Source organism: Duganella paludis (assembly GCF_054461335.1).
This window is the reverse complement of record NZ_CM136922.1, coordinates 2607600-2620430: the sequence shown is the minus strand read 5'-3', so window position 1 is coordinate 2620430 and position 12831 is coordinate 2607600. Positions and strand designations below refer to the sequence as shown.

Genomic DNA, 12831 nt, shown 5'->3' with positions numbered 1-12831 from the left:
CGACTGTAATGAATAGAGAACAGCAAATATTGGGGCTGTAGCTCAGCTGGTTAGAGCACCGTGTTGATAACGCGGGGGTCGTTGGTTCGAGTCCAACCAGCCCTACCAGTTGCACCAATGGGGGATTAGCTCAGCTGGGAGAGCACCTGCTTTGCAAGCAGGGGGTCGTCGGTTCGATCCCGTCATCCTCCACCACCTGTTTTTACGTAAGCACAGATGCTTAGGTAAGAGCAGTTCTCGTTCTTTAACAATCTGGAAGAAGTAAAGTAATTGTTATGACCCACACGGGGAACTGTGTGGGTGGGTAATGATTGTATGTATCAACAAACATTCAATGTAATACTTCTTATTTCTATAACTGCTCCTTTGTTTAGTCGCAAGGGGCTAACGTTATAGGGACAAGTGAATAAGTGCACATGGTGGATGCCTTGGCGATTACAGGCGATGAAGGACGTAGTAGCTTGCGATAAGCTGCGGGGAGCTAGCAAACAAGCTTTGATCCGCAGATTTCCGAATGGGGAAACCCGGCCTTTTAGGTCATCGTACACTGAATACATAGGTGTACGAAGCGAACGCGGCGAACTGAAACATCTAAGTAGCTGCAGGAAAAGAAATCAACCGAGATTCCCAAAGTAGTGGCGAGCGAAATGGGAAGAGCCTGCACGTGATAGTCGGACTGATAATGGAATGCTCTGGAAATGGCAGCCATAGCGGGTGATAGCCCCGTACATGAAATCAGACCGGTGGTACTAAGCGTGCGACAAGTAGGGCGGGACACGAGAAATCCTGTCTGAATATGGGGGGACCATCCTCCAAGGCTAAATACTCGTAATCGACCGATAGTGAACCAGTACCGTGAGGGAAAGGCGAAAAGAACCCCGGGAGGGGAGTGAAATAGATCCTGAAACCGTGTGCATACAAACAGTAGGAGCCTCTTCGTGGGGTGACTGCGTACCTTTTGTATAATGGGTCAGCGACTTACATTCAGTGGCAAGGTTAACCGAATAGGGAAGCCGTAGAGAAATCGAGTCCGAACAGGGCGATAGTCGCTGGGTGTAGACCCGAAACCAAGTGATCTACTCATGGCCAGGATGAAGGTGCGGTAACACGCACTGGAGGTCCGAACCCACTAATGTTGAAAAATTAGGGGATGAGCTGTGGGTAGGGGTGAAAGGCTAAACAAACTTGGAAATAGCTGGTTCTCTCCGAAAACTATTTAGGTAGTGCCTCAAGTATCACCATCGGGGGTAGAGCACTGTTATGGCTAGGGGGTCATCGCGACTTACCAAACCATTGCAAACTCCGAATACCGATGAGTGCGAGCTTGGGAGACAGACGTCGGGTGCTAACGTCCGGCGTCAAGAGGGAAACAACCCAGACCGCCAGCTAAGGTCCCAAAGATTGGCTAAGTGGAAAACGAAGTGGGAAGGCTAAAACAGTCAGGATGTTGGCTTAGAAGCAGCCATCATTTAAAGAAAGCGTAATAGCTCACTGATCGAGTCGTCCTGCGCGGAAGATGTAACGGGGCTAAGCCAGTCACCGAAGCTGCGGATATGCGTAAGCATATGGTAGGAGAGCGTTCTGTAAGCCTGCGAAGGTGTCTTGTAAAGGATGCTGGAGGTATCAGAAGTGCGAATGCTGACATGAGTAGCGATAATGGGGGTGAAAAGCCCCCACGCCGTAAGCCCAAGGTTTCCTGTTCAACGTTCATCGGAGCAGGGTGAGTCGGCCCCTAAGGCGAGGCAGAGATGCGTAGCTGATGGGAAGCAGGTTAATATTCCTGCACCGTCGTATGATGCGATGGGGGGACGGATCGCGGAAGGTTGTCTGACTGTTGGAATAGTCAGTTTCTGCTTCATAGAAGGTGCTTAGGCAAATCCGGGCACGTAATTCAAGGGAGTGGGACGAGTGTACTTGTACACGTAGCAATCGGAAGTGGTTCCAAGAAAAGCCTCTAAGCTTCAGTCATACGAGACCGTACCGCAAACCGACACAGGTGGGCGAGATGAGTATTCTAAGGCGCTTGAGAGAACTCGGGAGAAGGAACTCGGCAAATTGGTACCGTAACTTCGGGAAAAGGTACGCCTCGGTAGCTTGGTCACTTTACTGTGATAGGGCGAAAAGGTTGCAATAAAATGGTGGCTGCGACTGTTTAATAAAAACACAGCACTCTGCAAACACGAAAGTGGACGTATAGGGTGTGACGCCTGCCCGGTGCTGGAAGATTAAATGATGGGGTGCAAGCTCTTGATTGAAGTCCCAGTAAACGGCGGCCGTAACTATAACGGTCCTAAGGTAGCGAAATTCCTTGTCGGGTAAGTTCCGACCTGCACGAATGGCGTAACGATGGCCACACTGTCTCCTCCCGAGACTCAGCGAAGTTGAAATGTTTGTGATGATGCAATCTACCCGCGGCTAGACGGAAAGACCCCATGAACCTTTACTGTAGCTTTGCATTGGACTTTGAACCAATCTGTGTAGGATAGGTGGGAGGCTTTGAAGCGTGGACGCCAGTCTGCGTGGAGCCAACCTTGAAATACCACCCTGGTTTGTTTGAGGTTCTAACCTTGGTCCGTTATCCGGATCGGGGACAGTGCATGGTAGGCAGTTTGACTGGGGCGGTCTCCTCCTAAAGTGTAACGGAGGAGTTCGAAGGTACGCTAATTACGGTCGGACATCGTGATGATAGTGCAATGGCATAAGCGTGCTTAACTGCGAGACCGACAAGTCGAGCAGGTACGAAAGTAGGACATAGTGATCCGGTGGTTCTGTATGGAAGGGCCATCGCTCAACGGATAAAAGGTACTCTGGGGATAACAGGCTGATTCCTCCCAAGAGTTCATATCGACGGGGGAGTTTGGCACCTCGATGTCGGCTCATCACATCCTGGGGCTGTAGCCGGTCCCAAGGGTATGGCTGTTCGCCATTTAAAGTGGTACGTGAGCTGGGTTTAAAACGTCGTGAGACAGTTTGGTCCCTATCTGCCGTGGGCGTTGGAAATTTGAAGGGGGCTGCTCCTAGTACGAGAGGACCGGAGTGGACGAACCTCTGGTGTACCGGTTGTCACGCCAGTGGCATTGCCGGGTAGCTAAGTTCGGAAGAGATAACCGCTGAAAGCATCTAAGCGGGAAACTTGCCTTGAGATGAGATTTCCCAGAGCCTTGAGCTCTTTGAAGGGTCGTTCGAGACCAGGACGTTGATAGGCTGGGTGTGGAAGTGCAGTAATGCATTAAGCTAACCAGTACTAATTGCCCGTAAGGCTTGTCCCTATAACCTTAGCAGGTTATATCAAATAAGAAGTGCGTTGGACGTTCGTTGATAACATCTTCATTACCAAAAACAATTACTGCATAAACGATATAAATCGTTTATAATACTTTCTTCCAGATTCTTGGCGGCGCGGAAAAAGACGCGAAGCCTGTACAAGTCAAAGCTTGATGACCATAGTAAGTCGGTCCCACCCCTTCCCATCCCGAACAGGACCGTGAAACGACTCTACGCCGATGATAGTGCTGCAACCAGTGTGAAAGTAGGTTATCGTCAAGCTAGTTATACTAAAAAACCCGCTCAGCGTTCTGTGCGGGTTTTTTTTCGCCCATATACTTGCAAAAAAGGTATCATTGGCTTCCTTTTAATGGAGGGCACAATGAAGACTTGGCTTCCTATCGCATCCCTGTCCATATTGCTGGCCGCCTGTGGCGGCAGCGACACCGGTGCCGGCGCTGCACCTGAAGCGCGCCAGCCGCTCGGTGGGCGCAGCGCCGATCTGGTCCCAGTGGCGCCGCGCGCCGCCACCGACTATGTCGAGCTGACGCAAAACCTCTACATGGGATTCTTCGGCCGTCCGGCCGATGCCGCCGGCCTGGCCTACTGGACCGCCATCTTCAGCGAAAAATATTTGCCGCTGACTTTCCCCGAGTGGGTGGCCGGCTACGGCGTCGATCCCGACGTCACGACCATCCTCGACACCTACGTCAACAGCGTTGAAGCGCAGGATCTTTACGTCAGCAACAACGCCTCCTTCATCAATGCCGTGTATCAGAATGCCTTCAACCGTTATTCCGAGCAGGGCGGGCGCGACTACTGGGCCGGCTTGATCGATCGCGGCCAGATCACCCGCGCGCAGGCGGTGCTGAGTATTCTGAGTTCGGCGCAAGGTAGCGACGTCCCGATCCTGGCCAGGAAAGCGCAGGCGGCGGTGATCTTCACATCGCTGCTCGACGGCGGCGTCAGGACCCAGGCCTATGCTACCGGCGGCTTCAACGACGGCGCGCGCGATCTGTTCAGCGGCATTGAGGCCACCACCGACCTGGGCGCCTTCCGCGCCGAAATGGAAGCGTTCATCGCCACGCTGGAAAGCAGCACCGGCTATCTGGTTGTGCGACGCTATCTGGGTTACCACTATCAGCAGGAGAGCATGAAGACGCCCTTGTATGCGGCTGGCTATCGCTACCGCCTGGGCGACTTCCCTTCCTACTTGGCCACTTCCGGCAGCCTGACCTATGGCGCCGAACCGCAAACCATCAACTGGACGCGCGACGACGCTACCGGCTATACCTATGGCGCGCCGGTCACGGCCAGCGCGCATCTGATGTCGTCCAATGGACTGCCTTCCATGAGCATGTTGTGCAGTCCTGTGGATGCTGGATCCGGCGCCGCCACCAAGTCGACCGACGTACTGGTCGCACGCACGGCTTCGCGCCTGTCCAGCGCTGCCGAAATCGCCGGCCAGCAGTTTAGCGTCTATCGCGAGAATTGCGCCGTCGGCGGGAGCCACCTGGCGTCGTTCAAATTTGAAGCCGACGGCAGCGGCGTGTTTCCGGTGGGCTCGGGCGTGATGACGTTCGATCCGGTGAGCGTGACGGCATTGCTCAACGGCCTGGTGCTGCCGGACCTGAGTACCGGCAAACTGCTGGGGTTCGCCGCTTACCGCTACACGCGCAAGGATGGCAGCAACGGCTATTTCATCGTGCAGCACCTGGGCAAGCTGAGAGGCCCGGCGACCGAAGGCGTGGTGGCGGTCTGGGCCCAGGAATAAGGGTTATTTGAGCGGCGCCGACATCGGCAAGGTCAGCGTGAAGCGGGTGCCGCCACCCACTTCGCTGCTGACGTCGATGCGGCCGCCAAGAATTTCGGTGACGATGTTGTGCACGATGTTCAGGCCGAGACCGGAACCGCCCACGCCCATCTTGGTCGTGAAGAAGGGATCGAAGATGCGCGGCAAGTCGGCGCCCGCGATGCCGGTGCCATGGTCTTCCACGCTCAGCGTCACCCAGCCTTGCGCCGACAGTTGCGCGCTCACCGCGATCAGGCCTTCGCTGCGTCCTTCGTAGCCGTGCAGGATGGCGTTGTTGATCAGGTTGGTCACCACCTGGCCCAGCGGGCCGGGGTAGCTTTCCATCATCAAGTCCTGCGGCACCTGCTGGGTGATGACGAACGGCGTGCGCTTGATGGTCGGCTGCAGTGTCAGCAGGTTGCCGGCGATGACCTCCGCCAGCAGAAAGCTGCGTCGCTGTGAGCTGGTCTGGTCCACCGCCACTTGCTTGAAGTTGGTGACGATGTCGGCCGCGCGGTGCAGGTTGCGGCTGAGGATATCCACCGACAGTCGCGCGTTCTCGATGTAGTGTTCGAACTCCTTGCGCGTGATGCCGCCATCGCTGGCCATGTGGGCGCCGATATCGTCGGTCTGCATTTCGAAGGTGGTGGCCGCCATCAGGCTGTTGCCGATCGGCGTATTGAGTTCATGCGCGATGCCGGCCACCAGCGCACCGAGTCCGGCCAGCTTTTCATTGCGCACCAGGTCCTCGCGCGCCTTGGCCAGCGTGGCGATCATGTCCTGCAGTTCGCGGTGGGCGCGGCGCAGCGACAGGTGGGTGTTGATGCGGGCCAGCACTTCCTCGATCTGGAACGGCTTGGTGATGTAGTCGACGCCGCCGGCGTCGAAGCCGGTGACTTTCTGCTTGGGGTCGGTCAAGCCGGTCATGAAGATGACCGGGATATCCTTGGTGTTCTTGCCGGCCTTGAGGCGGCGGCAGGCTTCGAAGCCGTCGATGTCGGGCATCACCACATCGAGCAGGATCAGGTCCGGCTCGGCGAAGGCGGCGCGCATCAAGCCTTCGGCGGCGGTTTGCGCCAGCACGATCAAAAAACCGTGCCGCTCCAGCCGGTCCAGCAGCGCGGCCAGATAGGACGGCGAATCGTCGACGATCAGGATCGTCGGCATCGGAATGACTGGCACCTCGCTCTGGTTCATCGCCCACCCTGAGATTTTTTGTTATCAGGGCAGTATATAACAGGGGTCAGAACAAGCCGAGGCCTTTCAGCATCACCACCAGGATCAGCAACGGCGACACATAGCGCAGCAGGAAAAATACCGCGCCCGTCACTGTGGCGTTGGATAGCGCTCCCTGGTTGGACAGCGCGCGCTGGAAGTTGTCACGGCCCCACACCCAGCCGACAAACAACGCTAGCAAAATGCCCCCCAATGGCAGCAGCACATTGGAGGAAGCGAAGTCGAACAGGTCGAACATATTCATGCCGAACAGTTTGAAGCCGGCCAACGTGCTATTGGTCAACGCGCAAGTCGAGCCGAGCACCATCAGCAGCGCGATGGTCAGCAGCGTCGCCTTGGCGCGGCTCATGCCCATGCGCTCATGCAGGATCACTACCGGCACTTCCATCATCGACAGCATGGCGCCGGTTGCGGCCACGGAGGCGAGCACAAAGAAGGCGATCATTAGCAGGTGGCCGCCCGGGATTTGCGAGAACACGGCCGGAATGGTGATGAACACCAGCGACGGGCCGGCCGACGGTTCAAAGCCGAACGTGAACACCGCCGGGAAGATGGCGATACCGGCCAGCATGGAGACAAACAGGTCCGCCAGCATCACGCGCATCGTGGTGGCGGGGATGTTCTGGTCGTCGCGGAAGTAGGAACCGTAGGTCATCATGGTGCCCATGCCCAACGAAAGCTTGAAGAAGGCCAGGCCCATGGCGGTCAGGATCACGCCCGCAGTAATCTTGCTGAAGTCCGGCTTGAACAGGAAGGCCAGCCCTTCCGCCACCTTGGGCAAGGTCAGGCTGACCGCGCACAGCAGCAGCAACAGCAGGAACAGCACCGGCATCAGTTTTTTGGTGATGCCTTCAATGCCCTTGGTCACGCCCATCAGCAATATGCCGCCAATGAAGACCAGCACGCCCCACTGCCACAGCAGCGATTGCAGCGGATCGGCGATCAGCGCGCCGAAAGCGCTTTCGGTCACGTGACGATCGCTGCTGAGGATGCTGCCGCCGATGGCTTTGAATACATAGGCGAACACCCACGCGACAACCTCGGAATAGAAGGACAGGATCAGGAAGGCGGCCAGCATGCCTGCCGCACCAACCAGCCACCACGGCAGGCTCTTTTTCGGCGCCAGGGTTTGCAGCGTGGTGATGGGGTTGGCCTTGGCGGCGCGGCCCATGGTGATTTCCGCAATCATCACCGGCAGGCCGATCAATAAAGTCGCCAGTAGATAAATCAGCAAAAAGCCGGCGCCGCCATTGGCGCCGGTAAGCGAAGGGAACTTCCAGATATTACCCAGACCCACGGCGGAGCCTAGTGTTGCGGCCAATACGCCGAAGCTGGAACTGAAGCCGCTGCGGCCGATTGTCTTATTAGTCATAGCATTTTGCCGTGGTTTTTTGAGGTGCCGATTGTATCAGTTGAAAAAAGAGGGTTGACGGAATGAATGCCGTGCAGCATAATCTCATCTCTTCGCTGCAGGACACAACGATTCGCAGCTACGAAGAAGATCTTTAAAAATTTACAGTCGATAAATGTGGGCGTTTGATGCTGCAACAAAAAGCATTAAATGCTCAAGCAATAAATATTCAGTAGAAATACTGTCAGTATTTTGAGTAAGAGCGAACCATCCCGGTTGGTGTTAAAACTAAGCGGGATAAAACAGAGATTAAACTAAAGAGTTTGATCCTGGCTCAGATTGAACGCTGGCGGCATGCCTTACACATGCAAGTCGAACGGCAGCACGGGGCAACCTGGTGGCGAGTGGCGAACGGGTGAGTAATATATCGGAACGTACCCAAGAGTGGGGGATAACGTAGCGAAAGTTACGCTAATACCGCATACGATCCAAGGATGAAAGCAGGGGACCGCAAGGCCTTGTGCTCCTGGAGCGGCCGATATCTGATTAGCTAGTTGGTAGGGTAAAAGCCTACCAAGGCATCGATCAGTAGCTGGTCTGAGAGGACGACCAGCCACACTGGAACTGAGACACGGTCCAGACTCCTACGGGAGGCAGCAGTGGGGAATTTTGGACAATGGGCGCAAGCCTGATCCAGCAATGCCGCGTGAGTGAAGAAGGCCTTCGGGTTGTAAAGCTCTTTTGTCAGGGAAGAAAAGGTTGCGAATAATACTCGCAGCTCATGACGGTACCTGAAGAATAAGCACCGGCTAACTACGTGCCAGCAGCCGCGGTAATACGTAGGGTGCAAGCGTTAATCGGAATTACTGGGCGTAAAGCGTGCGCAGGCGGTTTTGTAAGTCTGTTGTGAAATCCCCGGGCTCAACCTGGGAATGGCAATGGAGACTGCAAGGCTAGAGTTTGGCAGAGGGGGGTAGAATTCCACGTGTAGCAGTGAAATGCGTAGATATGTGGAGGAACACCGATGGCGAAGGCAGCCCCCTGGGTCAAAACTGACGCTCATGCACGAAAGCGTGGGGAGCAAACAGGATTAGATACCCTGGTAGTCCACGCCCTAAACGATGTCTACTAGTTGTCGGGTCTTAATTGACTTGGTAACGCAGCTAACGCGTGAAGTAGACCGCCTGGGGAGTACGGTCGCAAGATTAAAACTCAAAGGAATTGACGGGGACCCGCACAAGCGGTGGATGATGTGGATTAATTCGATGCAACGCGAAAAACCTTACCTACCCTTGACATGGATGGAATTCCGGAGAGATTTGGGAGTGCCCGAAAGGGAACCATTACACAGGTGCTGCATGGCTGTCGTCAGCTCGTGTCGTGAGATGTTGGGTTAAGTCCCGCAACGAGCGCAACCCTTGTCATTAGTTGCTACGAAAGAGCACTCTAATGAGACTGCCGGTGACAAACCGGAGGAAGGTGGGGATGACGTCAAGTCCTCATGGCCCTTATGGGTAGGGCTTCACACGTCATACAATGGTACATACAGAGGGCCGCCAACCCGCGAGGGGGAGCTAATCCCAGAAAGTGTATCGTAGTCCGGATTGTAGTCTGCAACTCGACTGCATGAAGTTGGAATCGCTAGTAATCGCGGATCAGCATGTCGCGGTGAATACGTTCCCGGGTCTTGTACACACCGCCCGTCACACCATGGGAGCGGGTTTTACCAGAAGTAGGTAGCTTAACCGCAAGGAGGGCGCTTACCACGGTAGGATTCGTGACTGGGGTGAAGTCGTAACAAGGTAGCCGTATCGGAAGGTGCGGCTGGATCACCTCCTTTCTAGAGTTTGCAGGGTTCCTCGGAATCACTTTCAAGCGCTCACACTTATCGACTGTAATGAATAGAGAACAGCAAATATTGGGGCTGTAGCTCAGCTGGTTAGAGCACCGTGTTGATAACGCGGGGGTCGTTGGTTCGAGTCCAACCAGCCCTACCAGTTGCACCATATTGGGGGATTAGCTCAGCTGGGAGAGCACCTGCTTTGCAAGCAGGGGGTCGTCGGTTCGATCCCGTCATCCTCCACCAATACCTGCTTTTACGTAAGCCAGCCTGGTGCTCGGGTTTAGGTAAAAGTAGTATCGTTCTTTAACAATCTGGAAGAAGTAAAGTTTTATTAAGCGTGTATCGACAGATACATGCTTGGGTAGTAAAACTCATCATCACAAAGTAGTAAATGCTTAGACTTATAGCCGTCAAGGTTATAGGGACAAGTGAATAAGTGCACATGGTGGATGCCTTGGCGATTACAGGCGATGAAGGACGTAGTAGCTTGCGATAAGCTGCGGGGAGCTAGCAAACAAGCTTTGATCCGCAGATTTCCGAATGGGGAAACCCGGCCTTTTAGGTCATCGCATACTGAATACATAGGTATGCGAAGCGAACGCGGCGAACTGAAACATCTAAGTAGCTGCAGGAAAAGAAATCAACCGAGATTCCCAAAGTAGTGGCGAGCGAAATGGGAAGAGCCTGCACGTGATAGTCGGACTGATAATGGAATGCTCTGGAAATGGCAGCCATAGCGGGTGATAGCCCCGTACATGAAATCAGACCGGTGGTACTAAGCGTGCGACAAGTAGGGCGGGACACGAGAAATCCTGTCTGAATATGGGGGGACCATCCTCCAAGGCTAAATACTCGTAATCGACCGATAGTGAACCAGTACCGTGAGGGAAAGGCGAAAAGAACCCCGGGAGGGGAGTGAAATAGATCCTGAAACCGTGTGCATACAAACAGTAGGAGCCTCCTTGTGGGGTGACTGCGTACCTTTTGTATAATGGGTCAGCGACTTACATTCAGTGGCAAGGTTAACCGAATAGGGAAGCCGTAGAGAAATCGAGTCCGAACAGGGCGATAGTCGCTGGGTGTAGACCCGAAACCAAGTGATCTACTCATGGCCAGGATGAAGGTGCGGTAACACGCACTGGAGGTCCGAACCCACTAATGTTGAAAAATTAGGGGATGAGCTGTGGGTAGGGGTGAAAGGCTAAACAAACTTGGAAATAGCTGGTTCTCTCCGAAAACTATTTAGGTAGTGCCTCAAGTATCACCATCGGGGGTAGAGCACTGTTATGGCTAGGGGGGCATCGCGACTTACCAAACCATTGCAAACTCCGAATACCGATGAGTGCGAGCTTGGGAGACAGACGTCGGGTGCTAACGTCCGGCGTCAAGAGGGAAACAACCCAGACCGCCAGCTAAGGTCCCAAAGATTGGCTAAGTGGAAAACGAAGTGGGAAGGCTAAAACAGTCAGGATGTTGGCTTAGAAGCAGCCATCATTTAAAGAAAGCGTAATAGCTCACTGATCGAGTCGTCCTGCGCGGAAGATGTAACGGGGCTAAGCCAGTCACCGAAGCTGCGGATATGCGTAAGCATATGGTAGGAGAGCGTTCTGTAAGCCTGCGAAGGTGTCTTGTAAAGGATGCTGGAGGTATCAGAAGTGCGAATGCTGACATGAGTAGCGATAATGGGGGTGAAAAGCCCCCACGCCGTAAGCCCAAGGTTTCCTGTTCAACGTTCATCGGAGCAGGGTGAGTCGGCCCCTAAGGCGAGGCAGAGATGCGTAGCTGATGGGAAGCAGGTTAATATTCCTGCACCGTCGTATGATGCGATGGGGGGACGGATCGCGGAAGGTTGTCTGACTGTTGGAATAGTCAGTTTCTGCTTCATAGAAGGCGCTTAGGCAAATCCGGGCGCGTAATTCAAGGGAGTGGGACGAGTGTACTTGTACACGTAGCAATCGGAAGTGGTTCCAAGAAAAGCCTCTAAGCTTCAGTCATACGAGACCGTACCGCAAACCGACACAGGTGGGCGAGATGAGTATTCTAAGGCGCTTGAGAGAACTCGGGAGAAGGAACTCGGCAAATTGGTACCGTAACTTCGGGAAAAGGTACGCCTCGGTAGCTTGGTCACTTTACTGTGATAGGGCGAAAAGGTTGCAATAAAATGGTGGCTGCGACTGTTTAATAAAAACACAGCACTCTGCAAACACGAAAGTGGACGTATAGGGTGTGACGCCTGCCCGGTGCTGGAAGATTAAATGATGGGGTGCAAGCTCTTGATTGAAGTCCCAGTAAACGGCGGCCGTAACTATAACGGTCCTAAGGTAGCGAAATTCCTTGTCGGGTAAGTTCCGACCTGCACGAATGGCGTAACGATGGCCACACTGTCTCCTCCCGAGACTCAGCGAAGTTGAAATGTTTGTGATGATGCAATCTACCCGCGGCTAGACGGAAAGACCCCATGAACCTTTACTGTAGCTTTGCATTGGACTTTGAACCAATCTGTGTAGGATAGGTGGGAGGCTTTGAAGCGTGGACGCCAGTCTGCGTGGAGCCAACCTTGAAATACCACCCTGGTTTGTTTGAGGTTCTAACCTTGGTCCGTTATCCGGATCGGGGACAGTGCATGGTAGGCAGTTTGACTGGGGCGGTCTCCTCCTAAAGTGTAACGGAGGAGTTCGAAGGTACGCTAATTACGGTCGGACATCGTGATGATAGTGCAATGGCATAAGCGTGCTTAACTGCGAGACCGACAAGTCGAGCAGGTACGAAAGTAGGACATAGTGATCCGGTGGTTCTGTATGGAAGGGCCATCGCTCAACGGATAAAAGGTACTCTGGGGATAACAGGCTGATTCCTCCCAAGAGTTCATATCGACGGGGGAGTTTGGCACCTCGATGTCGGCTCATCACATCCTGGGGCTGTAGCCGGTCCCAAGGGTATGGCTGTTCGCCATTTAAAGTGGTACGTGAGCTGGGTTTAAAACGTCGTGAGACAGTTTGGTCCCTATCTGCCGTGGGCGTTGGAAATTTGAAGGGGGCTGCTCCTAGTACGAGAGGACCGGAGTGGACGAACCTCTGGTGTACCGGTTGTCACGCCAGTGGCATTGCCGGGTAGCTAAGTTCGGAAGAGATAACCGCTGAAAGCATCTAAGCGGGAAACTTGCCTTGAGATGAGATTTCCCAGAGCCTTGAGCTCTTTGAAGGGTCGTTCGAGACCAGGACGTTGATAGGCTGGGTGTGGAAGTGCAGTAATGCATTAAGCTAACCAGTACTAATTGCCCGTAAGGCTTGTCCCTATAACCTTGACGGTTATACGCATTTACTCTGATGATGAGTGTGCTACCCC

At 54.1% G+C, this 12831-nt stretch carries 3 protein-coding genes, 4 tRNA genes and 4 rRNA genes; 9 read left to right on the top strand and 2 right to left on the bottom strand.

All coding sequences use genetic code 11. From position 1 onward, the window contains the following. The first annotated feature begins 31 nt into the window (after positions 1-31). The 5 genes from ACXZ1M_RS11820 to ACXZ1M_RS11800 all read left to right on the top strand — a co-directional run bounded on the left by ACXZ1M_RS11820 (position 32) and on the right by ACXZ1M_RS11800 (position 5038). Positions 32-108 (top strand) — tRNA-Ile (locus tag ACXZ1M_RS11820). A gap of 11 nt (positions 109-119) precedes the next feature. Then, positions 120-195, top strand: a tRNA-Ala gene (locus tag ACXZ1M_RS11815). A 201-nt stretch (positions 196-396) separates the two neighbouring features. Next, a 23S ribosomal RNA gene (locus ACXZ1M_RS11810) occupies positions 397-3269 on the top strand. Between the two features lie 164 nt (positions 3270-3433). Continuing rightward, positions 3434-3546 (top strand): 5S ribosomal RNA (gene rrf / locus ACXZ1M_RS11805). A gap of 100 nt (positions 3547-3646) precedes the next feature. After that, a complete protein-coding gene (locus ACXZ1M_RS11800; protein WP_459053345.1) occupies positions 3647-5038 on the top strand; it encodes a DUF4214 domain-containing protein in 1392 nt (463 codons plus the stop codon). A 3-nt stretch (positions 5039-5041) separates the two neighbouring features. Here the strand turns inward: ACXZ1M_RS11800 and ACXZ1M_RS11795 are convergent, their stop codons facing one another. Together ACXZ1M_RS11795 and ACXZ1M_RS11790 are read right to left on the bottom strand one after the other, a co-directional pair. Then, positions 5042-6253: a sensor histidine kinase gene (locus ACXZ1M_RS11795; RefSeq protein ID WP_459053344.1), complete on the bottom strand. Its 1212-nt coding sequence runs from the start codon at positions 6251-6253 to the stop codon at positions 5042-5044. A gap of 46 nt (positions 6254-6299) precedes the next feature. Beyond that, positions 6300-7664 carry a sodium-dependent transporter gene (locus ACXZ1M_RS11790; protein ID WP_459053343.1) on the bottom strand — a complete coding sequence of 455 codons (1365 nt, stop codon included), beginning with the start codon at positions 7662-7664 and terminating at the stop codon, positions 6300-6302. A gap of 290 nt (positions 7665-7954) precedes the next feature. On the opposite strand from ACXZ1M_RS11790, the gene ACXZ1M_RS11785 reads away from it, so the two are divergent. The 4 genes from ACXZ1M_RS11785 to ACXZ1M_RS11770 all read left to right on the top strand — a co-directional run bounded on the left by ACXZ1M_RS11785 (position 7955) and on the right by ACXZ1M_RS11770 (position 12781). Next, positions 7955-9483: ribosomal RNA gene (locus ACXZ1M_RS11785) — 16S ribosomal RNA — on the top strand. An 80-nt stretch (positions 9484-9563) separates the two neighbouring features. After that, a tRNA-Ile gene (locus ACXZ1M_RS11780) sits at positions 9564-9640 on the top strand. A 13-nt stretch (positions 9641-9653) separates the two neighbouring features. After that, positions 9654-9729, top strand: a tRNA-Ala gene (locus ACXZ1M_RS11775). Positions 9730-9908: 179 nt separating this feature from the next. Then, positions 9909-12781: ribosomal RNA gene (locus ACXZ1M_RS11770) — 23S ribosomal RNA — on the top strand. Together the 16S and 23S rRNA genes with 2 tRNA genes alongside form the textbook arrangement of a ribosomal RNA operon. The last annotated feature ends 50 nt before the right edge of the window (positions 12782-12831 follow it).

Coding starts and splice junctions, on each gene's coding strand:
- ACXZ1M_RS11800 (WP_459053345.1), top strand. CDS start 3,647: ATGAAGACTTGGCTTCCTATCGCATCCCTGTCCATATTGCTGGCCGCC.
- ACXZ1M_RS11795 (WP_459053344.1), bottom strand. CDS start 6,253: ATGAACCAGAGCGAGGTGCCAGTCATTCCGATGCCGACGATCCTGATC.
- ACXZ1M_RS11790 (WP_459053343.1), bottom strand. CDS start 7,664: ATGACTAATAAGACAATCGGCCGCAGCGGCTTCAGTTCCAGCTTCGGC.